General features: G+C 73.2%; 18 protein-coding genes and 1 riboswitch. Of the genes, 6 read left to right on the top strand and 12 right to left on the bottom strand.

Going from position 1 to position 21,384, the window contains the following annotated elements:
- Position 1: 1 nt before the first annotated feature.
- Both ACIQCH_RS23730 and ACIQCH_RS23725 read left to right on the top strand, forming a co-directional pair.
- The gene (locus tag ACIQCH_RS23730) at positions 2-664 is read left to right on the top strand and encodes a uridine kinase (RefSeq protein ID WP_402583871.1); all 663 of its coding nucleotides are present in this window, start codon (positions 2-4) and stop codon (positions 662-664) included.
- Positions 665-1,068: 404 nt separating this feature from the next.
- Entirely contained in the window at positions 1,069-3,000 is a 1,932-nt protein-coding gene (locus tag ACIQCH_RS23725; RefSeq protein WP_402583869.1) for an AAA family ATPase, read from the top strand.
- Between the two features lie 16 nt (positions 3,001-3,016).
- Here the strand turns inward: ACIQCH_RS23725 and ACIQCH_RS23720 are convergent, their stop codons facing one another.
- The 10 genes from ACIQCH_RS23720 to ribD form a co-directional block, all read right to left on the bottom strand.
- Positions 3,017-4,099 carry a hemolysin family protein gene (locus ACIQCH_RS23720; protein ID WP_402583867.1) on the bottom strand — a complete coding sequence of 361 codons (1,083 nt, stop codon included), beginning with the start codon at positions 4,097-4,099 and terminating at the stop codon, positions 3,017-3,019.
- Entirely contained in the window at positions 4,096-5,502 is a 1,407-nt protein-coding gene (locus tag ACIQCH_RS23715) for a hemolysin family protein (RefSeq protein ID WP_402583866.1), read from the bottom strand. Before ACIQCH_RS23715 ends, ACIQCH_RS23720 begins: the two co-directional genes overlap by 4 nt.
- A 178-nt stretch (positions 5,503-5,680) precedes the next feature.
- On the bottom strand, positions 5,681-6,139 hold the full coding sequence (locus ACIQCH_RS23710) for a PH domain-containing protein (RefSeq protein WP_402583864.1): 459 nt from the start codon (positions 6,137-6,139) through the stop codon (positions 5,681-5,683).
- Complete coding sequence (gene hisG, locus ACIQCH_RS23705) at positions 6,139-6,987, bottom strand: ATP phosphoribosyltransferase (protein ID WP_402583863.1); 849 nt, start codon at positions 6,985-6,987, stop codon at positions 6,139-6,141. The genes ACIQCH_RS23710 and hisG overlap by 1 nt, the downstream gene beginning before the upstream one ends.
- Positions 6,988-7,062: 75 nt before the next feature.
- Entirely contained in the window at positions 7,063-7,335 is a 273-nt protein-coding gene (locus ACIQCH_RS23700) for a phosphoribosyl-ATP diphosphatase (RefSeq protein ID WP_030199108.1), read from the bottom strand.
- A gap of 102 nt (positions 7,336-7,437) precedes the next feature.
- Positions 7,438-7,923: a 6,7-dimethyl-8-ribityllumazine synthase gene (gene ribH, locus ACIQCH_RS23695; RefSeq protein ID WP_402583860.1), complete on the bottom strand. Its 486-nt coding sequence runs from the start codon at positions 7,921-7,923 to the stop codon at positions 7,438-7,440.
- A gap of 109 nt (positions 7,924-8,032) precedes the next feature.
- Entirely contained in the window at positions 8,033-9,334 is a 1,302-nt protein-coding gene (locus tag ACIQCH_RS23690) for a bifunctional 3,4-dihydroxy-2-butanone-4-phosphate synthase/GTP cyclohydrolase II (RefSeq protein WP_402583859.1), read from the bottom strand.
- Positions 9,331-9,987, bottom strand: coding sequence for a nicotinamide riboside transporter PnuC (locus ACIQCH_RS23685; protein ID WP_402583857.1), 657 nt, complete (start codon positions 9,985-9,987; stop codon positions 9,331-9,333). The genes ACIQCH_RS23690 and ACIQCH_RS23685 overlap by 4 nt, the downstream gene beginning before the upstream one ends.
- Positions 9,984-10,613: a riboflavin synthase gene (locus ACIQCH_RS23680; RefSeq protein ID WP_402583855.1), complete on the bottom strand. Its 630-nt coding sequence runs from the start codon at positions 10,611-10,613 to the stop codon at positions 9,984-9,986. The genes ACIQCH_RS23685 and ACIQCH_RS23680 overlap by 4 nt, the downstream gene beginning before the upstream one ends.
- Positions 10,614-11,678, bottom strand: coding sequence for a bifunctional diaminohydroxyphosphoribosylaminopyrimidine deaminase/5-amino-6-(5-phosphoribosylamino)uracil reductase RibD (gene ribD / locus ACIQCH_RS23675; protein ID WP_402583927.1), 1,065 nt, complete (start codon positions 11,676-11,678; stop codon positions 10,614-10,616).
- Between the two features lie 227 nt (positions 11,679-11,905).
- Positions 11,906-12,036: riboswitch (FMN riboswitch) on the bottom strand.
- A 292-nt stretch (positions 12,037-12,328) separates the two neighbouring features.
- Between ribD and ACIQCH_RS23670 the strand changes: the two genes are divergently transcribed.
- Positions 12,329-14,764, top strand: coding sequence for a chitinase C-terminal domain-containing protein (locus ACIQCH_RS23670; RefSeq protein ID WP_402583853.1), 2,436 nt, complete (start codon positions 12,329-12,331; stop codon positions 14,762-14,764).
- A gap of 173 nt (positions 14,765-14,937) precedes the next feature.
- Positions 14,938-15,705, top strand: coding sequence for an SDR family oxidoreductase (locus ACIQCH_RS23665; protein ID WP_402583851.1), 768 nt, complete (start codon positions 14,938-14,940; stop codon positions 15,703-15,705).
- Positions 15,706-15,743: 38 nt separating this feature from the next.
- On the opposite strand, the gene ACIQCH_RS23660 is transcribed toward ACIQCH_RS23665, so the two are convergent.
- Positions 15,744-16,877, bottom strand: a complete 1,134-nt coding sequence (locus tag ACIQCH_RS23660) for an ROK family protein (RefSeq protein WP_402583849.1) — start codon at positions 16,875-16,877, stop codon at positions 15,744-15,746.
- Positions 16,878-16,946: 69 nt separating this feature from the next.
- On the opposite strand from ACIQCH_RS23660, the gene ACIQCH_RS23655 reads away from it, so the two are divergent.
- Together ACIQCH_RS23655 and ACIQCH_RS23650 are read left to right on the top strand one after the other, a co-directional pair.
- Positions 16,947-18,224, top strand: a complete 1,278-nt coding sequence (locus tag ACIQCH_RS23655) for an MFS transporter (RefSeq protein WP_402583848.1) — start codon at positions 16,947-16,949, stop codon at positions 18,222-18,224.
- Between the two features lie 275 nt (positions 18,225-18,499).
- Positions 18,500-19,186, top strand: coding sequence for a DUF5995 family protein (locus tag ACIQCH_RS23650; protein ID WP_402583846.1), 687 nt, complete (start codon positions 18,500-18,502; stop codon positions 19,184-19,186).
- A 499-nt stretch (positions 19,187-19,685) separates the two neighbouring features.
- On the opposite strand, the gene ACIQCH_RS23645 is transcribed toward ACIQCH_RS23650, so the two are convergent.
- The gene (locus tag ACIQCH_RS23645) at positions 19,686-21,380 is read right to left on the bottom strand and encodes a flavin monoamine oxidase family protein (RefSeq protein WP_402583844.1); all 1,695 of its coding nucleotides are present in this window, start codon (positions 21,378-21,380) and stop codon (positions 19,686-19,688) included.
- Positions 21,381-21,384: the final 4 nt, after the last annotated feature.

Genomic DNA, 21,384 nt, shown 5'->3' with positions numbered 1-21,384 from the left:
GGTGCACCGCCCCGACCAACCCGAGGAATTCGGCGAGCCCGGCGACCTCCGTGAACTCGCCGGACGGCTCGCCGTGCTGCCGCCCTCGTGCGGCGCGGTGCGGCTGGTCGCGGTCGACGGGCACGCGGGCTCGGGCAAGAGCACCTTCGCCGGCCGGCTGGCCGGGGCCCTGGGCGGGGCGCCCGTGCTCCACCTCGACGACGTGGCGACGCACGAGGAGCTCTTCGGCTGGACGGCCCGGCTGCGCGCGCAGGTGCTGGAGCCGCTCGCGCTCGGCCGGCCGGCCCGCTGGTTCCCGTACGACTGGGTGGCCCGGCGCTTCGGCCCCGAGCGGGTGCTGGAGCCCGCGCCGGTGCTGCTCGTCGAGGGTGTCGGGGCCGGCCGACGGGCGCTGCGCCCGCACCTGGCGCACCTGCTGTGGATGGAGACGCCCCGGACCGAGTCCTGGGGCCGGGGGCGCCGCCGGGACGGCAGCGACCTGTCCGGTTTCTGGGACGGGTGGGAGCGCGCGGAGCTCGCGCACTTCGCGCACGACCCTTCGCGCCCCTTCGCGGACACCCTGGTGCATCAGAGGGGTACGGGATACGAGTGGACTTCCGGGGCCGCAGCGACGCCCGGAACCCCCCTTTCCGTCACCGACAGTGACGGCCTGCCCCGGGCCTGACCTGCGTCTCCGGACCACCGCCGGGGAGCCCCGCGACCGTGCTTGACCTGACGCCCACAGAGGTCTTACGTTCTCAATGTGCGGTCTTCCAAGGCCGACACGGACACGAAGCCCCCGATTGTTCCCCCGTGATCGGGGGCTTCGTTCTGCCCGCGGCCCCTCCCGGAGGCCCTCGGCACCCCTCCCGCCCTCACCCTCCGTCACATGCGTCGCGGCGGTCCTCCGCGAGGAGTGCTCGCGACAGCCTGTGTCAGGACAGTAACCGCAGGTACGATGCGACCCTGTTTCACGGCTCGTACGGCTCAGTCGCGCCAACTCCCGTCGCCGACGCGGAGGTTTGGTCAGTCCGGCAGCCGGGCAGAGGCCCGGTCGCGCACCACGGGGGCAGGCTTGTGGGGGATGGGATGGACTTCGGCACGCAGGGCAGCACGTACGCCCCGGCCGAACTCGCCTGGTTGCGAGGGGTCGACGCCTACACGATGGGCGCGTACCCGCAGGCCGAGGAGGAGTTCCGGGCGGCCGTACGCTTCGACCCCACCATGGCCGACGCGTGGCTGGGCCTGCACGCGCTGCGCGTGGACACCACCAACGCGCTGCTGCGCATGTACGCCCACCGCGACCGCTTCGGCGAGCAACGGGCCCGGCACCGGCGGACGTTGAACTCCTGGTACTGGCTGGGCTGGTGGGTGCAGCCGGTGCTCGAGAACCGCCGGGACCTGTTACTGGCGCACGCCTCGCACTGGCTCGACGGCCGCCACGTGCCCGAGCTGGACCAGGCCTTGGCGGAGCTGCCCCCGGTGGACACCGATCCCCAGGTGCGCTTCCTGCACGCCTGCCGGGCCTACCTGGTCAAGGACTGGGACCAGTTGGTGCGGCACACCGAGCCGCTCGTCGACGATGCGCTGCTGGGCATCGAGGCGGGGCTGTTCGGCGGCATGGCACGGGTGCGCCTCGAGATGTACGGGCAGGCCGAACCCATGCTGTCGGCCGCGCTGATGCGCTGCCGCAGCGAGCAGCCGCAGCGCAAGGAACTCCGCTACTGGCTGGCCCGGGCGCACGAGGGCACCGGCCGCAGCGCCGCCGCGCTCCCCCTGTACCGGGCGGTGCACCGGGTCGACCCCGCGTTCATGGACACCGCCGCCCGGCTCACCGCGATCGCCGAGGGCGACGGGCTGGACGGGCCCGAGGGCCTCGGCCCGTACGATCCGGCGCTCTCCGCCGACCTGGCCGCCGTGGCACTGTCCGGGGGCCTCGGGCAGGACGCCGCCGAGGGCCCGGCCGAGCCGGAGGCGGGGGCCGGGGAGCCGGCGGACGGGCGCGAGCCGCGGTTCGGGCCGGGCCCGGGCGGGGCGGCGGTGGTGTCCGGGGGCCCGCGCGAGGGGGCGCGGCGCAAGTCCGTTCCGGCTCAGCCGGGACCCGCGGGTCTGCCCACCGGGCCGGCCGATCCGGAGCTGCTGGCCGAAGCGCTGGCCGAGCTGGAGCGGATGGTGGGGCTGGAGCCGGTCAAGCGGCAGGTGAAGGCGCTCTCGGCGCAGCTGCACATGGCGCGGCTGCGGGCCGTGCAGGGGCTGCCGGTCCAGCCGCCCAAGCGGCACTTCGTCTTCTCCGGGCCCTCGGGGACGGGGAAGACCACCGTGGCGCGGATCCTCGGGCGGGTGTTCTACGCGCTGGGGCTGCTGGGCGGCGACCACCTGGTGGAGGCCCAGCGGGCCGATCTGGTGGGCGAGTTCCTCGGCCAGACGGCCGTCAAGGCGAACGAGCTGATCGACTCCGCGCTGGGCGGGGTGCTGTTCGTCGACGAGGCCTACAGCCTGTCGAACTCCGGGTACAGCAAGGGCGACGCGTACGGGGACGAGGCCCTTCAGGTGCTGCTGAAGCGGGCCGAGGACAACCGCGACCACCTCGTCGTCATCCTGGCCGGCTACCCGGCGGGGATGGACCGGCTGCTGGCCACCAACCCCGGGCTGTCGTCGCGGTTCACCACGCGGGTGGACTTCCCGAGCTACCGGCCGCTGGAGCTGACCGCGATCGGCGAGGTGCTGGCGGGGGCGAACGGGGACCGCTGGGACGAGGAGGCCCTGGACGAGCTGCGCAGCATCAGCGGGCACGTGGTCGACCAGGGCTGGATCGACGAGCTCGGCAACGGGCGGTTCCTGCGGACGCTGTACGAGAAGAGCTGCGCGTACCGGGACCTGCGGCTGGCGGGGTACGCGGGTACCCCGACCCGGGAGGACCTCGCCACGCTGCGCCTGCCGGACCTGATGCAGGCGTACGGGGAGGTGCTCTCCGGGCGGGGCCCGTCGGACCGGGGACGGCCGGAGCCGCCCCCGATCTAGGGCCTGTCTTTCCGTCTCACACGCCGGCGAGGCTGGAGGCGGCCGGGCTCGACGGTGTCGGGCCCGGCTTGACGCGGCGGTGGGCGGGGTCGCGGACCTCGCCGACCAGCATCTCCAGGACGTCCTCCAGGGCGACCAGGCCCAGGACGCGGCCGTCCGGGTCGGCGACCTGGGCCAGGTGGGTGGCCTCGCGGCGCATCACCGACAGGACGTCGTCCAGCGGCAGGGTGGAGCACAGGGTCGCCATGCGGTGCCACACGTGCTGCGGCACGGCCCGCTCCCGCTCCTCCAGGTCGAGTACGTCCTTCACGTGCAGGTAGCCCATGAAGGCCCCGCTCCCGGCCCGCACCGGGAAGCGCGAGAAGCCGGTGCGGACGGTCAGCCGCTCCACCTCGCGCGGGGTGACCGAGGGCCCCACCGTGACCAGCTGGGCGGGGTCGAGGAGGACCTCGGTCACCGGGCGGCTGCCCAGCTCGAGGGCGTCCTCCAGGCGCTCCTGCTCGACCGGCTCCAGGAGCCCGGCCTGCCGGGAGTCCTCGACCAGCCGCCCCAGCTGCGCGCTGGTGTAGACGGCCTCGACCTCGTCCTTGGGCTCGACGTGGAAGAGCTTGAGCACCAGCCGGGCGCACGCGCCGAGGGCCGTGGTGACCGGCCCGCAGACGCGGGCGAAGCCGACCAGGCCCGGGCTGAACCACAGGGCGGCCTTCTCCGGGGCGGCCATGGCGAGGTTCTTGGGGACCATCTCGCCGATGACCAGGTGGAGGAAGACCACGGCGGCCAGCGCGACCGCGTAGCCCAGCGGGTGGATCAGCCCCTCCGGCACGCGGACGGCGTGGAACACCGGCTCCAGCAGCCGGGCGACGGTGGGCTCCGCCACCGCGCCCAGGGTGAGGGAGCAGACCGTGATGCCGAACTGGGCGGCGGCCATCATCCGCGGCAGGTTCTCCAGGCCGTGGAGGACCTGGCGGGCCCGCGCGGAGTCGGCGGCCAGCGGTTCGATCTGGCTGCGGCGCACCGAGACCAGGGCGAACTCGGCGGCCACGAAGAATCCGTTGGCGAACACGAGCAGGAGGGCGAACAGCAGTTGGAGGGTGTTCACCGGCCCACCGCCAGTTCCGGGGCGCCCGCCGGGGCGCCGATCGGGCCGTGGCCGTGCCGCCCGTGCGGAGCGCCCTCGCCCTGCTCGGGGACCGGACCGGTGCGCACCAGGCGCACCCGCTCGGCCCGGTAGCGGCCGACCTGGCGGACGGAGAGCTTCCAACCGGGCAGCTCGGCCCGGTCGCCCGGGGCCGGGATGCGGCCGAGCAGGTCGGCGACGAGGCCGGCGACGGTCTCGTACGGACCCTCGGGGACCTCCAGGCCTATCCGGCGGAGGGTGTGGACCCGGCAGGAGCCGTCCGCGTCCCAGGCGGGGCGGCCGTCCTCGGCGGGCACGGTGGCCAGCTCGGGGGTCTCCTCCTCGGCGCGGTCGTGCTCGTCGCGGACCTCGCCGACGAGCTCCTCGACGATGTCCTCCAGCGTGACGACACCGGCGGTGCCGCCGTACTCGTCCACGACGACGGCCATCGGCTGCTCGCTGCGCAGCCGCTCGAGCAGCGGCTGGAGCGGCAGGGTGCCGGGCACCAGCAGCGGGGCCACGGCGATGCGGCTCACGCTGACGACCATGCGCTGGTCCTCGGGCACGGCGAGGGCGTCCTTGAGGTGGACCACGCCGACGACCTCGTCGATCCGCTCGCGGTAGACCGGGAAGCGGGACAGGCCGGTGGCGCGGGTCAGGTTCAGGACGTCCGCCGCCGTCGCCGTGGACTGCAGGGCGCTGACCTTCACGCGCGGCGTCATGACGTGCTGCGCGGCCAGGTCGCCGAGGGACAGGGTGCGGACGAACAGGTCCGCGGTGTCCTGCTCCAGTGCGCCCTGCTCGGCCGAGTGGCGGACCAGGGAGACGAGTTCGCCGGGGGTGCGGGCGGAGGCCAGCTCCTCGGTGGGCTCGACGCCGAGGGCCCGGACGAGCCGGTTGGCGACGGAGTTGAGGCCGGCGATCACCGGGCGGAAGGCCTTGGAGAAGGCGTTCTGCGGGCCGGCGACGAACCGGGCGACCTGGAGCGGGCGGGAGACGGCCCAGTTCTTCGGGACCAGCTCGCCGACCACCATCTGGACGGCGGAGGCGAGCAGCATGCCGGTGACGACGGCGATCCCGGAGACGGCGCCCCCGGGCAGGCCGAGCGCCGACAGGGGTCCCGTGAGCAGGGCCGCGAGGGCCGGCTCGGCGAGCATGCCGGTCACCAGGGAGGTGATCGTGATGCCCAGCTGGGTGCCGGAGAGCTGGAACGACAGCTCGCGCAGGGCGGTGACGACGGTGCGGGCCCGCCGGTCGCCCTCGGCCGCGGCGCGCTCCGCGTCGGGCCGGTCGACCGTGACGAGGCCGAACTCGGCGGCCACGAAGAAGCCGTTGGCCAGGATCAGGGCGAAGGCCGCCGCGAGCAGCAGTAGCGGGATGGTCATGCCGCCGCCTCAAGGGAGGTGGCGGCGCGGGTACTACCGGACGATCCGTCCATCGCTGGAGGGAGTCACTCCTCGAAATAGCAGGGGCCCACGGCCCTCGGGGACCGGGGCGCGGGGCGGGGCGCACGGATGCGCCCCGCCACCAGGGTAGTCATTGGGATCGTGACCGCAATGGCGGTCAGTTGGCGTGTGCGCCGGTGCCGCGGGTTTCGGCGAGGGCGCGCAGGGCCCGGGCGTCCGCGACGGCCTTCGCCTTGGCGACGCCGGGCTGGATGCCGAGTGCGGCCAGGCTCGTGCCGTCGTTGAGGTCGAGGAACACCCAGGGGTCCCCCGGACGGAGGTTGACCCGCAGGATCTGGGCCCACTCCAGCCGCCGCTTGCTGGTGAGGTTGACGACGGTGACCCCGTCCTCGTCGGCGACCACCTTGGGCCGGCTGAGCAGCACGAGCACCGAGCTGAGCAGGACGGCGGTGAAGACGAAGCTGAGCCGCTCGCCGGTGCTGAGCCGGTCCAGCAGCACGGCGATGGCCGTGATGGTGGCGAACATGACCGCCCCGGCGGCGAGCAGCACGATCCGGGTCCGGGTGGGCCGGAAGGTGACGGGCAGGGCCGGGGTGGCGGGAGCGTCGGCGGACATCAGAGGCGGCAGGCGTGGATCGAGGTGGTCAGGATCGCGCGGGCGCCGAGCTCGTACAGGTCGTCCATGATGCGCTGGGCGTCCTTGGCGGGGACCATCGCGCGGACGGCGACCCAGCCCTCGTTGTGGAGCGGGGAGACGGTGGGCGACTCCAGGCCCGGGGTGAGGGCGACGGCGCGCTCGAGGAACTCGGCGCGGATGTCGTAGTCCATCATCACGTACGAGCGGGCGACCAGGACGCCCTGCAGGCGGCGCAGGAACTGCTGGACCTGCGGGTGGTCCTCGTCGGCGCCGGCGCGCCGGACGACCACGGCCTCGGACTTGAGGATCGGGTCACCGATGACCTCGAGGCCTGCGTTGCGCAGGCTGGTGCCGGTCTCGACGACGTCGGCGATCACCTGGGCGACGCCGAGCTGGATGGCGGTCTCGACGGCTCCGTCGAGGTGGACGACGGAGGCGTCGATGCCCTGCTCGGCGAGGTGCTTGGCGACGATGCCCTCGTACGAGGTGGCGATCGTCATGCCGTCGAAGTCCTCCGGGCCCTTGGCGGTGCCCGGCTTGGTCGCGTACCGGAAGGTGGAGCGGCCGAAGTTCAGCGGCAGGATCTCCTGGGCGTTGGCGCCGGAGTCCAGCAGCAGGTCGCGGCCGGTGATGCCGATGTCCAGCTTGCCGGAGGCGACGTAGATCGCGATGTCCTTCGGCCGGAGGTAGAAGAACTCGACCTCGTTCTCCGGGTCGACGGTGACGAGCTCCTTGGACTCCTTGCGCTGGCGGTAGCCGGCCTCATGGAGCATCTCCATCGCAGGTCCGGAGAGAGAACCCTTGTTGGGGACGGCGATGCGCAGCATGGGGCGGTTCCTTTGTTCGCGTGGAGAAATGCGCTGTGCGGAGCGGACTGGGGTGGGCCGGTCGTCGGTGGCCGGTCAGAGGTGCTTGTAGACCTCGTCGAGCGAGATCCCGCGCGCGACCATCATCACCTGGACGTGGTACAGCAGCTGGGAGATCTCCTCGGCGGCGGCTTCCTTGCCCTCGTACTCGGCGGCCATCCAGACCTCGGCGGCCTCCTCGACGACCTTCTTGCCGATGGCATGCACGCCCTTGCCCACGAGCTCGGCGGTGCGGGAGGTGCTGGGGTCGCCGGTGGCGGCCTTGTGCTGGAGCTCGGCGAAGAGCTCTTCGAAGGTTTTGTTCGCCATGATGTCCTTAGAGTACGGGTTCACCCGGGCGCCGCAGCGCCAGGGTTCACTCCTTGGACAGGCGCCGGGGCCGGTGCCGCGGCGCCGGGTCCGCTCCTCAGGTCAGCGCCAGGGCTCGCTGACGGTGCGCAGGGTCATGGCGGTGGCGACCGCGGCGGTGACCGCTTCGTGCCCCTTGTCCTCGTTCGAGCCCTCCAGGCCCGCGCGGTCCAGCGCCTGCTCCTCGTTGTCGCAGGTCAGTACGCCGAAGCCGACGGGGACGCCGGTGTCGATCGACACCTGCACCAGGCCCTGGGTGACGCCCTGGCAGACGTAGTCGAAGTGCGGGGTGCCGCCGCGGATGACGACGCCGAGGGCGACGACGGCGTCGTACCCGCGCTCGGCGAGGACCTTCGCGACGACCGGGAGCTCGAAGCTACCGGGGACCCGCAGCACGGTGGGCTCGTCGATGCCGAGCTCGTGCAGGGCGCGCAGGGCGCCGTCGACGAGGCCGTCCATGATCTTCTCGTGCCACTGCGCCGCGATGACCGCGACCCGCAGGTCTCCGCAGTTCTTCACGCTCAGTTCGGGTGCGCCCTTGCCGCTCACGACTCTCCTCGATCGGTTCTCTGGTGCTGGTGCGGAGTTTCTCTGGTGGTGCTGGTGCTGGTGCTGGTGTTGCCTGTGGTGCGGGGGTGGAACTCGGGTGGTGCGGGTGTCACTGGTTGCCACAGGTGGACACGGCGGCCACCGAGTCCAGCCAGGGCAGGTCGTGCCCCATGCGGTCGCGCTTGGTGCGCAGGTACCGCAGGTTGTGCTCGCCGGCCTCGACGGGCATCGGCTCGCGGCCGGTGACCACGATGCCGTGCCGGACGAGTGCGGCCGACTTCTCCGGGTTGTTGGTCAACAGGCGGACGCCCCGCACGCCGAGGTCGGCGAGCATCTGGGCGCCGGCGCCGTAGTCCCGGGCGTCGGCGGGCAGGCCGAGCTCCAGGTTGGCGTCGAGGGTGTCGCGGCCGCGCTCCTGGAGCTCGTAGGCGCGCAGCTTGGACAGCAGCCCGATGCCGCGGCCCTCGTGGCCGCGCAGGTAGACCACCACGCCCCGGCCCTCCTCGGTGATCCGCTCCATGGAGGCGTGCAGCTGGGGGCCGCAGTCGCAGCGCTGGGAGGCGAAGATGTCGCCGGTCAGGCACTCGGAGTGGAGGCGGACCAGGACGTCCTCGCCGTCACCGAGGTCGCCGTGGACGAGGGCGACGTGCTCGACGCCGTCGACCGTGGAGCGGTAGCCGTACGCCGTGAACTCGCCGAAGGTGGTGGGCAGGCTGACCTCGGCCTCGCGGCGCACGGTGGGCTCGGCGGAGCGGCGGTAGGCGATCAGGTCCTCGATGGAGATGATCGTCAGGCCGTGCTTGCGGGCGAACGGGATCAGCTCGGGCAGCCGCAGCATGACGCCGTCCTCGCCGGCGATCTCGACGATGGCGCCGGCCGGGCGCAGGCCCGCGAGCCGGGCCAGGTCGACGGCGGCCTCGGTGTGGCCGTTGCGGACCAGGACGCCGCCGGGCTTGGCGCGCAGCGGGAAGATGTGGCCGGGGCGGACGAAGTCCTCGGCGGTGCTGGAACCGGCGGCCAGCAGCTGGAGCGTGGTGGCGCGGTCGGCGGCCGAGATGCCGGTGCTCACGCCGTGGGCGGCGGTGGCGTCCACGGAGACGGTGAAGGCGGTCTGCATCGACTCGGTGTTGTTCTGCACCATCTGGGGCAGTTCGAGCCGGTCGAGCTCGTCGCCCTCCATGGGCGCGCAGATCAGGCCGCGGCACTCGCTCATCATGAAGGCGACGATCTCGGGGGTGGCCTTCTCGGCGGCGATGACGAGGTCGCCCTCGTTCTCGCGGTCCTCGTCGTCGACGACCACGACCGGGCGGCCCGCGGCGATGTCGCGGATCGCCTGCTCGACGGGGTCGAGGCGGAAGTACGCGTCGTCGTTGTCCGGGACGGGCGTGAGGGTGGGCTTGAGGGAGGTCATGCCGCCGCTCCTTCCAGGGCCGTGGCGGGGGTGGTGGTGCGCGAGCGCTGGTACCAGTCGTAGGCGCCCCACAGGACGAGGGCTCCGTAGATCACGTAGACGAGAGCGGAGAAGGCGTAGCCGCTGGTGAAGGCGAGGGGCACGCCGACCGCGTCGACCAGCAGCCAGGCGAACCAGAACTCGACCATGCCCTTGGCCTGGGCGTACATCGCGACGACCGTGCCGACGAAGATGTAGGCGTCCGGCAGCGGGTTCCAGGACATCCACGGGTAGAGGGTGAACAGGCCCGTGACGGCCAGGGTGCCGACGGCGGCGGCCGCCAGGAGCAGGCCGCGCTCCTTCCAGCTGGCGAAGCGGACGGCGAGCGAGCCGTCCTGGGCCTGCTGCCGGCCGCGGGTCCACTGCAGCCAGCCCCAGGCGGCCACGAGCATCACGACGACCTGCTTGCCGGCGCTGCCGGAGAGGTGGCCGGCGGCGAAGGCGGTGAAGAGGATCGCGCCGGAGAGGAACTGGGTCGGCCAGGTCCATATGGAGCGGCGCCAGCCCAGGGCGAGGGCGATCAGGCCCATCGTGTTGCCGATCATGTCGGACCACACGATGTGCTGGTCGAAGACGGTGAACGCCTCGGAGTTGAGCCAGGACACGGCGCTCACCGCCCGTCCTCCTTCGGGGCCGCGTGCAGCGGGTCCACGCCGGCGGCGAGCAGCCGCTCGACGTACTTCGCCAGGACGTCGACCTCGAGGTTGACCGGGTCGCCGGGCTGCTTGATGCCCAGGGTGGTCAGCGCGAGGGTGGTGGGGATGAGGCTGATCGTGAAGTGGTCGGCGGCGGCCTCGACGACCGTGAGGCTGACGCCGTCGACGGTGATCGAGCCCTTCTCCACCACGTACCGGGACAGCTCCGCCGGCAGCGAGACCTTGACGATCTCCCAGTGCTCGGAGGGGGTGCGGGAGACGATCGAGCCGGTGCCGTCCACGTGACCCTGGACCAGGTGGCCGCCGAGGCGTCCGCCGAGGGCCATGGGGCGCTCCAGGTTGACCCGGGAGCCGGGGGTGAGGGCGCCGAGGCTGGAGCGCTTGAGGGTCTCCTGCATCACGTCGGCCGTGAACTCGCCGTTCTCGGTCTCCACGACGGTCAGGCACACGCCGTTGACCGCGATGGAGTCGCCGTGCTTGGCGCCCTCGGTGACGAGGGGGCCGCGCAGGCGGAAGCGGGAGGCGTCCGGGAGCTGCTCGATGGCGGCGACCTCGCCCAGTTCTTCGACGATTCCGGTGAACACTCAGTGCTCCTTCGGGGCGGTGGTGGGGACGGCGGTGATGCGGAGATCGGTGCCGACGCGGACGGCCTCGGTGATGTCGAGGCGTACGGCGCCGGCGATGTTCGTGATGCCGGCGTCGCCGAGGGCGGCCGGGCCCGCGCCGAGCAGGGCGGGGGCGAGGTAGCCGACGACGCGGTCGACGGCGCCGGCCTCGAGGAAGGCGCCCGCCAGGGTGGGGCCGCCTTCCAGGAAGAGGGCGCGCACGCCGCGGGCGTACAGCCGGGTGAGCAGGTCGGGGACGCCGATGCGGCCGTCGGCGAGCGGCAGCCGGAGCACGTCGACGCCGGGCAGGTGCCGGGTGTCGGCGTCCTCGCCGACCACCAGCAGGGTGGGGGCCGCGTCGTCGAGGACGCGGGCGGTCGGCAGCACGCCGGCGCGGGTGTCCAGGGCGATGCGCAGCGGCTGGGTGGCGCCCTCGACCCCGCGGACGGCCAGGTGCGGGTCGTCGGCGCGCAGGGTGCCGCCGCCGACCAGGACGGCGTCGCTCTCGGCGCGCAGCCGGTGGACGTCGGCGCGGGATTCGGGGCAGGTGATCCAGCGGCTGGTGCCGTCGGCGGCGGCGCTGCGGCCGTCGAGGGTGGCGGCGTACTTCCAGGTGACGTGCGGACGGCCCAGCCGTACGGCGGTCAGCCAGGCGGTGTTGCCGGCCTCGGCCTCCTCGGCGAGGAGCCCGCCGGAGGCCTCGACTCCGGCCGCGCGGAGGGTGGCGGCACCGCCGGTGGCCTGCGGGTTCGGGTCGGCGACGGCGTAGTGGACGCGGGCGACACCGGCCTCGATCAGGGCCTGCGCGCAGGGGCCGGTGCGGCCGGTGTGGTTGCAGGGTTCGAGGGTGACGTACGCGGTGCCGCCGCGGGCCGCTCCGCCGGCCGCGCGCAGGGCGTGGACCTCGGCGTGCGGACCGCCGGCGCGCTGGTGCCAGCCCTCGCCGACCACGGCGCCCGAGGCGTCGGTGATCACGCAGCCGACGATCGGGTTGGGGCTGGTGGAGCCGAGACCGCGGGCGGCGAGCGCGATGGCGCGGCGCATGGCCTGCGTGTCGGCGGTGGTGGTGGCCACCCGGGTCCTCCTGCCTCTTCGGGCACGGACTCCGGGGCCTGTCGATGACGACAGAGGAGCGGGTCGCAGCTCACGGGGGACGCCGATGCCGGGACCCGGCCGTGGAACGGCTCGGGCCGACGGTTCCGCCGGTGGTGCGTACGGATACCGCGTACGCCCGGGAAACCGCCGAAGGGCGGCGTACCGTGACTGGCCCGCCGCGCACTGCCTCCCATCCGGACTTTAACCGTCGGTCCAGGAATTTCACCTGGTCAACCGGCCGCTGGATGCGGTCGGGTCGCGGACTGTAACCGCCGGTTCGGAATTGCACCGACCCCGGAGTGCGCTGCTTCTGGTACTAGGGCCAGTGTGCCACGCCCGATCTCCACGCACGCAAGGACCTGACTGTGGCCTGGCTCACTCTCCGGCGTCTCTCGAGCCGCCCGCGCCACCCCCCTCCCGTAGATGGTCCAGACCTATTGACGGGGTGGTCTAGTCCTCTTAATGTCCTCTTCACATTCCCCGGGAGACAGCCCGTCAGATGTGCGCACATCACGGGTCACCACGCGCCACCCCTTTGCACGTTGTGTTCCGTCCATCCGTTGTGCACCGCCTACCTCCCTTCCCCAGGAGGCATCACGATGCTGTCCCCCACGCGTTCGAGAGCGGCGCTGATGGCCGCGGGAGCCGCCGTCGCGGGCCTGCTCATCAGCACCCTCTCCACCGGCGTCTCGCACGCCGCGGACAACGAGGCCTGTCGTCCCGACGGGCTCTACAAGACCCCGGGCGTCGACGTCCCGTACTGCTCCGTCTACGACGCCGACGGCCGCGAGAAGATGGGCGCCGACCACCAGCGCCGCGTCATCGGCTACTTCACCGGCTGGCGCACCGGCAAGGACGGCACCCCCGCCTACCTCGCGTCGAACATCCCGTGGTCCAAGGTCACGCACCTCAACTACGCCTTCGCCCACGTGGGCGGCGACAACAAGATCTCGGTCGGCGCCGACGGCCCGAACAACGCCGCGACCGGCATGACCTGGCCGGGCGTGGCCGGGGCCGAGATGGACCCCGCGCTCCCCTACAAGGGCCACTTCAACCTGCTGACGAAGTTCAAGAAGCAGTACCCGAACGTCAAGACGCTGATCTCGGTGGGCGGTTGGGCCGAGACCGGCGGCTACTTCGGCGACGACGGCAACCGCGTCAACTCCGGCGGCTTCTACTCGATGGCCACCAACGCCGACGGCTCGGTCAACCAGTCCGGCATCAACACCTTCGCGGACTCGGCCGTCGCCTTCGTCCGCACGTACGGGTTCAACGGCGTCGACATCGACTACGAGTACCCGACGACGATGAAGGACGCGGGCAACCCGCTCGACTGGTCGCTGGCCAACGCCCGCCGCGCCGGCCTGGTCAAGGGCTACGCCGCCCTGATGAAGACGCTGCGCGAGAAGCTCGACACGGCGGGCGCCGCCGACGGCAGGCACTACCTGCTCTCGGTCGCCGCTCCGTCCTCCGGCTACCTGCTGCGGGGCATGGAGACGTTCCAGATGCAGAAGTACCTGGACTACGTCAACATCATGTCCTACGACCTGCACGGCGCCTGGAACGAGTACGTCGGGCCCAACGCCTCGCTCTTCGACGACGGCAAGGACGGCGAACTGGCGGCCGCGGGCGTGTACTCCACCTCCCAGTACGGCGGCATCGGCTACCTGAACACCGACTGGGCCTACCACTACTTCCGCGGCTCCATGCCGGCCGGCCGCATCAACATCGGCCTGCCGTACTACACCCGCGGCTTCAAGAACGTCACCGGCGGCACCAACGGCCTGTGGGGCAAGGCCCCGGCGACGACCTGCCCGGCGGGCGCGGGCCTGACCAAGTGCGGCGACGGCGCGGTCGGCATCGACAACCTCTGGCACGACCTCGACACCAACGGCGTCGAGGCGCCGGCCGGTTCGAACCCGATGTGGCACGCCAAGAACCTGGAGAAGGGCGTCGTCGGCGACTACGTCACCAAGTACGGCTTCCCGGCGAACACCACCCTGACGGGCGCCTACGTCCGCAACTACGACGCCACCCTGGTGGCCCCGTGGCTGTGGAACGCGCAGAAGAAGGTGTTCCTGTCCACCGAGGACGAGCAGTCGGTGAAGGCCAAGGCCGACTACGTGGCCGACAAGGGCATCGGCGGCACCATGGTCTGGGAGCTCGCGGGCGACTACGCCTGGAACGCGGCCAAGGGCCAGTACGAGCCCGGTGACACCCTCACCACGGCGATGTACGACCGCTTCAAGGCGGCCACCCCGTACGGGGCCAAGCGCGCCACGACCGCGCTGCCGACCGAGGCGATCAAGGTGGACGCGGAGTTCGGGCAGTTCCCGCTCGGCGACTCGAACTACCCGATCAGCCCCAAGCTGAAGATCACCAACAACACCACGGCCACCCTCCCGGGCGGCACGGAGTTCCAGTTCGACTACTCCTCCTCGGCGCCGAGCAACGCCAAGGACCAGTCCGGCTGGGGCACGACCGTGATCCGCAGCGACCACACCGGCACCAACGTGGGCGGCCTCAAGGGCGACTACAACCGCGTCTCGCTGAAGCTGCCGAGCTGGCAGTCGCTGGCCCCGGGGGCCTCGGTGGAGCTCGACTTCGTCTACTACCTGCCGACCTCGACCCCGTCGAACTGGACGGTGACCTTCGGCGGCAAGACGTACGGCATCGCCCAGGACCTGGCGCGCGGCGCGACGGTGGTCGAGCCGGGCTCGGGCACCACGACGGGCGGGACCACCGGCGGGACGACGGGTGGCACGACCGGCGGCACCACGGGCGGGACCACCGGCGGCACGACCGGCGGGACCACGGGTGGCACGACCGGCGGCACCACGGGCGGCACCACCGGCGGCACGACCGGCGGCGGGGGCACCTGCGCCCATCCGGCCTACGTCGCGGGCAACGTCTACAACGGCGGCTCGCTCGTCTCCCACAAGGGCCACGACTGGAAGGCCAAGTGGTGGACGCAGAACGAGGAGCCCGGCACCACCGGCCAGTGGGGCGTCTGGGAGGACCTCGGCACCTGCTGACGGACGGGTGAGGTCCCGCGAGGAGCGGAAGGAGGGCCCGGCGGCCGCGCGCTGCCGGGCCCTCCCCCGTTTTTCACCCGCTTCACCCGCTTCACCCGCGTCGCGCGTCACGTTTCCGCCGGCCGTCCGGTCACGTGTACGGAAGACCCACCGCACGAAAGGACACCGGCACCATGAGCACCATCCTCGTCACCGGCGGCACCGGCACCCTCGGCACGCTCGTCACCGCGCGCCTGCGGGCCCGGGGCCACGACGTCCGCGTCCTCAGCCGCCGCTCCCCCGAGTACCCGGTCGACCTGCTGACCGGCACCGGTCTGGACGCGGCCCTGGCCGGCGCCGACGCGGTGGTGCACTGCGCGAGCGCCACGCGCAGCGCCGGCAAGGGCGACGAGGAGGCGGCCCGGCACCTGGTGGCGGCCGCCCGGCGCAGCGGTCTCGCGCACCTGGTGTACATCTCCATCGTGGGCGTGGACGCCGTGCCCTTCCCCTACTACCGGCGCAAGCTCGCGGTCGAGCGGATCCTGGCGGAGTCCGGGCTCGGCGTGACCGTACTGCGCGCCACCCAGTTCCACGACCTGCTCCACATGGTCGCCGACGCCCTCGGGAAGCTGCCCGTGGTGCTCGTACCGAAGGGGATCCCGGTCCAGCCCGTCGCCACCGAGGACGTGGCCGCCCGGCTCGTGGAGCTCGCCGAGGGCGAGCCGGCCGGGCGGGTCCCCGACCTGGGCGGCCCCGAGACCCGCACGCTCGACGCGTGGCTGCGGGCCTACTACGCGGCCCGGGGCAAGCGGCGCGCGGTGGTGCCCGTACCGCTCTTCGGGCGGGCGTACGCGGCCTTCCGGAGCGGCGGGATCACGGCGCCCGGGCACGCGGACGGCACCGGTACGTTCGCCTCGTACGTCGCCGGACTCGCCGCGACGACGGGCGGCGGGACCCGCTAGCACGCCGTGGACGCCGTGGACGCCGCGGTTCGAACCGCCTAACCCCCGAAGACCGCGTCCTGGGCGGCGGCCCGGGCCGTGAGGAGGGCGCCGCGCAGGACGGCGGAGTCGCCCAGGGCGGTGGCCCGTACCGCGGTGGCCACGGGGGTCAGGGCCGCGAGCCGGTCGGCGACGCGGGCCGCGAGGGGGTCGCCGCCGGCGTGGCCGACGTGGCCGCCGAGGACCACGCAGCCGGGGTCGAGCACCGCGGCCACCGCGGCCGCGCCCAGCGCGATCCGCTCGGCGAGCTCGTTGAGGAAGGCCTTCGCCGGCGGGCCCGCGGCCAGCGCCGCCCGGACCGCCGCGTCGGCGGGGCCGGCGAAGCCGTGCCGGTCCGCGAGGGCGGCCACCGCGGCGGCGCCGGTCAGGCTGTGGAAGCCGCCGTCGCAGCCGGTGGCGGAGGGCAGGCCGCCCGTGCCCGGCACTGGCAGGAAGCCGATCTCGCCGGCACCGCCGGAGGCGCCGCGGCGCAGCTTGCCGTCGAGCAGCACGGCCGCGCCGACCCCGTCGCCGAGCCACAGCAGGACGAAGGAGTCGGTGTCCCGGCAGGCGCCCTCGGCGCGTTCGGCGACGGCCGCGAGGTTGGTCTCGTTCTCGACGAGGATCCGGGCGGGCAGGCGCTGCTGGAGGGCCGCGACCAGCCCGGGGTGCCAGGAGGGCAGGCCGGCCGTGTCGCGCAGTTCGCCGGTGGCGGGGTCGACCAGCCCGGGCGCGCCGACGCACACCGTGTGCAGGGCCTCGGCGCCGACGCCGGCCGCCAGCTCCTCCAGCAGGGCCACCGCCTCGTCCACCGCGTCCACGGGCAGGTCCGCCTCGGCGAGCGGGCGGCCGAGCAGGTCGGCGACCACGGCGCGGGCGCTGTCGGTGCGCACGTCGAGGGCGGCGAGGTGGGCCCGGCGGGCGACGATCCCGTACACCTTGGCGTTGGGGCCGCGGCGCTGGGCGCCGGACTCGCCGACGACCTCGACCAGGCCGGCCTCGGTGAGGCGCTCGACCAGGTCCGCCACGCTCGGGCGGGACAGGCCGGTGAGCTCCTTGAGGCGCGCGGCGGTCAGCGGTCCCTCATCCTGGAGGAGGCGCAGGGCGTGCCGGTCGTTGAGGGCGCGCGCGGTACTCGGGGAGGCGGGTCGCATGCCGGGAATCCTAATCGGGCGCGGGTTCGGGACTATCTATCAGGCAACCTTCCTGATAGTTTACGCGGCATGCTGAGCGAACCCCTCGACGTCATAGGCGTGCGCCGTCTGAACCGGGCCCGGCGGTCCGTCGCCGCGGTCTTCTGCGTGCACGGCGCGGTCACCGGCAACTTCGCCACCCGCATTCCCTGGATCCAGGACCACGCCCAACTCGGCCCGGGCGCCCTCGGCCTGGCGCTGGCCTTCCCGGCCATCGGCGCCGCCCTGACGATGCCGCTGGCCGGCCGGGTGAACCACCGCTTCGGGGCCCGCGCCGCGCTGCGCGGCCTGCTCGCCCTGTGGACCCTCTCGCTCGCGCTGCCGAGCCTGGCCCCCAACCTCGCCGGCCTGTGCGTGGCGCTGCTGGCGTACGGAGCCGCGGCGGGCATGTCGGACGTGGCCATGAACGCGCTCGGCGTGGAGACCGAGAACCGGCTCGGCCGCTCGATCATGTCCTCGCTGCACGGCATGTGGAGCGTGGGCGCCCTGGTCGGCTCGGCCGCGGGCACGCTCGCCGCGCACGCCGGTACGGACGCCCGGCTGCACCACCTGGTCGCCGCACTCGTCCTGACGCTGCTGGGCCTGTGGGCCGTGCGCGGCGTACTGGACCTGCGGGGCGGGGAGGACGAGGAGCCGCCGCCGCACTTCGCGCTGCCGCCGCGGTCGGCGCTGCTCATCGGGGCGGTCGGGTTCTGCGCGGTCTTCGCGGAGGGCGCGAGCCTGGACTGGTCGGCGGTCTACCTGCGCGACGTCCTGGACACCGAGGCGGGCCTGGCGGCCGCCTCCACCACCGCCTTCGCGCTCACCATGGCGGTGGCCCGGCTGGTCGGCGACCGGGTCGTGGACCGCTTCGGCCCGGTGCGCACGGTGCGCGCCGGCGGTGTCCTGGCCACCGCGGGCGGCCTGCTGGTGGTCCTGGTGCGCGAACCGGTGGCGGTCATGGCCGGCTTCGGGCTGATCGGGCTCGGCATCGCCGTGGTGGTCCCGCTGGCCTTCGCGGCGGCGGCCCGGACCGGCCGCGCGCCGGCCCAGGCGATCGCGGGCGTCGCGACGATCACGTACACGTCGGGGCTCATCGCACCCTCCGCGATCGGCGCGGTCGCCGACACCACCTCGCTGGTCGGCTCGTTCGCCCTGGTCACCCTGCTGGCCTTCGCCCTGGTGGCGGGCGCCGCGGTACTCCGCCAGCGCGGCCCGGGCCGCGCGGCGGGCGGGGCGGCGAGCGGTGGCACGACGGGCGGCACGACGGGCGGCGCGGACACGGCCCACGCCGACGGGAAGGTGCCCCTGCACGGAACCTGGACCTGATCCCCCGGGTGCGCCGGACTTTCGGGCGCCACGCCGTGGTTGTGCGTCCGCACGTCCGAAGGCCGTCTCGCCGCCGTGCACATCACCGACCTCCACCACGCCGGCAACGACGAACCGGCCTCGGCGGACGCGAGCTTCGTCGTGTGGACGGACACGGACGGTCAGCCCGCCCCCGCCGGCCGGGGCGCCAGGGGTGCGCGGGGGCTTCGCCCAAACCGGCGAAAGGGGGCCGGGAGGGCTCCCCTCCGCGGGCGGGCGCTGGGACCCTCTGCGTCATGGCGCAGATGACGGTCGAGGTGTCGCTGGACCCCGTGCTCGCGCGCATGCGCGCGCTCGACGGGCTGCTGCACCCGCGCGACGGGGTCGCGGTCTTCAACCGGGTCTACCTGGAGGTCACCCGGGAGCTGCGGGAGCGGATGGCCCGCGGGGAGTGTCCGGAGGCGCGGACGGCCGCGACGCTGGCCGTCCGGTTCGCCGAGCGGTACCTCGCGGCGGTGGACGCCGCGTACGACGGGCGGCGGGTGTCCGCGTGCTGGCGGCCGCTGTTCCAGTACCGCCGCCATCCGGGCGTACGCCCCCTGCAGCACGCGCTCGCCGGCATCAACGCGCACATCGGGTACGACCTCGCCCTCGCGGTGGTGGCCGGCTGCCGGTCCCTGGACTGCGCCCCGGCCGAACTGGAGGCGGACTTCGACCGGGTGGGCGACACGCTGGTGGCCCTGGAGGAGCGCATCCGCGAGGACCTCATGCCCGGGCCGGACCTGCTCGAGGTGGCCGACCCCCTCACCCACCTGCTCGGCGCGTGGAGCCTGGACCGCGCGCGCGACGCGGCCTGGTCCGCGGCCCGCCTGCTGTGGACGCTGCGCGACCGCCCCGAACTCGCCGCCGAGTTCGCCGACTCCCTCGACAAGGGCGTCGGCCTGGTCGGCCGCTGCCTGCTGACGCCGGCCCCCGTCCGCTGACCCTTCCGCGGCCCGGTGATCCTCTCGCCGCCCGACCGTTCCCGGACCGGGGTGGCTTCGCGGGGCCGCCCCGTGGTGTGTGGGTCCCCTCGGCGCTTGACCCGGCAGGGCCTGCAGGCCCTGCGGCAGGCCCACCCCTGGGGCAAGGGGGCTCCGCCCCTGGCCTCCGGCCACCCCAGGCCCGGGCCTGCCTCCGGACCAGCCTGCCCTACCGCCTCAAGCACCTCCCCCACACACCCCGGGACGGCGCTCTCGTGGACCGGTGGCCCGGGTCCTGGTGACGGGTCGCGTCGGTCCGGCCCGGCCGGGCTGCTGCGGCGGCGGCGGCGGCACGAAGCCACCCAGGTCCCGGTCCCGGTCATGGAAAACGGGCCGCCACCGCGATGTTCGCGCGGGGACGGCCCGTCGTCACGGGGGCTCGGGCGCGGGTGGCGCCGGAGCCGGGGGGTGGGGACCGGTCCGGTCCCTGGGTCGGGTGGGACCGGTCCTCCGGAGGGGATCAGTCCTCGGGGAGCTCGACCGGGGCGATCTCGTCGTAGACGTCGCCCGGGCCCGGGTTGGTGCCGTCGGTCTCGCCGCCGAAGTGGTTCATGACGCCCCACACCGCGTTGAGCGCGGTCTGGATCGCGCCCTCGGCCCAGCCGGCGGTCCAGGAGATGTCGTCGCCGGCGAGGAAGATGCCGCGCTTGTCCGCCGGCAGGCGGTCCTGCATGAAGTGCGTGAACAGGCGGCGCTGGTAGCGGTAGTGACCCGGCAGGTTCGCCTTGAAGGCGCCCATGAAGTAGGGCTCGTTCTCCCACGAGACCGTCACCGGGTTGCCGATGATGTGGCGGCGGATGTCGACCTTCGGGTAGATCTCGCCGAGGGACTTCAGCATGACCTCCATCCGCTCGTTCGCGGACAGCGGCAGCCACTTCAGGCTGTCGTCGCACCAGGTGTACGACAGGCAGATCACGGCCGGCTTGTCCGGGCCGTCGTCCAGCAGGTAGGTGCCGCGGGTCATGCGGTCCGTCAGCGTCATCGACATGACGTCGCGGCCGGTCTCCTCGTCCTTGTCGAGCCAGAACGGGCGGTCCACCGGGATGAAGAGCTTCGAGCTCTCCATGTAGTGGGTGCGCTCCATCGCGGTCCAGTGGTCGATCGGGAACAGCGAGTCGTCGCACTCGATCTTGGACAGCAGCATCCACGACTGCGCGGTGAAGATCGCGGCGCGGTAGGTGCGGATGTCGCCGGAGGCGTCGGTGACCGTGATGCGGTTGCCGGCCGTGCGGTGCAGGCGGGTCACCGCCGGGCGCGGGGTGCCCTCGTGCAGGGAGGACAGCGAGGTGCCCTGGGCCCAGTGGACGATCTTCTCGGGCTCGCGCTCCCACAGGCGCAGCGGCAGCTGCTGCGAGCCGCCGACGATGCCGCGGTGGTGGTCGTCCGCCTCGGTGTAGACGACGCGCAGGATCTCCAGGATGGAGTTCGGGAAGTCGGTGTCCCAACCACCGGTGCCGAAGCCGACCTGGCCGAAGATCTCGCGCTTGCGGAAGGACTGGAAGGCCTCGGACTTGCAGAGGAAGCCGTAGAAGGTCTCGTCGTCGAGCTTCTCGACGAGCTTGGCCCAGATCTCGCGGATGCGCGGGACGTCCCGCTCGCGCATCGCGCGGTTCATGTCGGAGAAGTCGGCGCCCTCGTCGAGGCAGGCGTTCCACGCTTCGGCGACGTCGCGGTAGATCTGCGGCAGGTCGTCGATGGTCTCGGCGTAGTGGGTCTCGCCCTTGAGGTCGACCACGGTCGAGGGGGTGGACTCGGCCAGCGGGTTCGGGAAGGGCGTGGTCTCCAGGCCGACCAGGTCGATGTAGTGCTGGAGCGCGGTGGAGGAGGGCGGGAAGCGCATGGCGCCCATCTCGGCGGTCAGGCCCTCGGCCTCGGGGCCGTCGAAGCCGACGGTGCGCAGGCGGCCGCCGATCTGGTCGGCCTCGTAGACGACGGGCTTGAGGCCCATCTTCATGAGCTCGTACGCGGCCACGATGCCGGACAGGCCGCCACCGATGATCGCGACCTCGGCGCCGTGCTCGGTCGCGGGTATCTGGCCCAGGCCGGCCGGGTGCGCGAGGAAGTCGTCGTAGGCGTACGGGAAGTCCGGGCCGAACATGGTGATCGGCGGCTGGCCGTCGGTGTGCGGGACGGCGGTGGGCACCGTGGACGTCATGGGG

It is taken from the genome of Streptomyces sp. NPDC093225, assembly GCF_044753805.1.
Classification (GTDB): Bacteria; Actinomycetota; Actinomycetes; order Streptomycetales; family Streptomycetaceae; genus Streptomyces.
The sequence above is the reverse complement of the archived record's forward strand: the minus strand, read 5'-3'. Positions and strand labels throughout refer to the sequence as shown.

Coding starts and splice junctions, on each gene's coding strand:
- ACIQCH_RS23725 (WP_402583869.1), top strand. CDS start 1,069: ATGGACTTCGGCACGCAGGGCAGCACGTACGCCCCGGCCGAACTCGCC.
- ACIQCH_RS23715 (WP_402583866.1), bottom strand. CDS start 5,502: ATGACCATCCCGCTACTGCTGCTCGCGGCGGCCTTCGCCCTGATCCTG.
- ACIQCH_RS23710 (WP_402583864.1), bottom strand. CDS start 6,139: ATGTCCGCCGACGCTCCCGCCACCCCGGCCCTGCCCGTCACCTTCCGG.
- hisG (WP_402583863.1), bottom strand. CDS start 6,987: ATGCTGCGCATCGCCGTCCCCAACAAGGGTTCTCTCTCCGGACCTGCG.
- ACIQCH_RS23700 (WP_030199108.1), bottom strand. CDS start 7,335: ATGGCGAACAAAACCTTCGAAGAGCTCTTCGCCGAGCTCCAGCACAAG.
- ACIQCH_RS23690 (WP_402583859.1), bottom strand. CDS start 9,334: ATGACCTCCCTCAAGCCCACCCTCACGCCCGTCCCGGACAACGACGAC.
- ribD (WP_402583927.1), bottom strand. CDS start 11,678: ATGCGCCGCGCCATCGCGCTCGCCGCCCGCGGTCTCGGCTCCACCAGC.
- ACIQCH_RS23670 (WP_402583853.1), top strand. CDS start 12,329: ATGCTGTCCCCCACGCGTTCGAGAGCGGCGCTGATGGCCGCGGGAGCC.
- ACIQCH_RS23665 (WP_402583851.1), top strand. CDS start 14,938: ATGAGCACCATCCTCGTCACCGGCGGCACCGGCACCCTCGGCACGCTC.
- ACIQCH_RS23660 (WP_402583849.1), bottom strand. CDS start 16,877: ATGCGACCCGCCTCCCCGAGTACCGCGCGCGCCCTCAACGACCGGCAC.
- ACIQCH_RS23655 (WP_402583848.1), top strand. CDS start 16,947: ATGCTGAGCGAACCCCTCGACGTCATAGGCGTGCGCCGTCTGAACCGG.
- ACIQCH_RS23650 (WP_402583846.1), top strand. CDS start 18,500: ATGGCGCAGATGACGGTCGAGGTGTCGCTGGACCCCGTGCTCGCGCGC.
- ACIQCH_RS23645 (WP_402583844.1), bottom strand. CDS start 21,380: ATGACGTCCACGGTGCCCACCGCCGTCCCGCACACCGACGGCCAGCCG.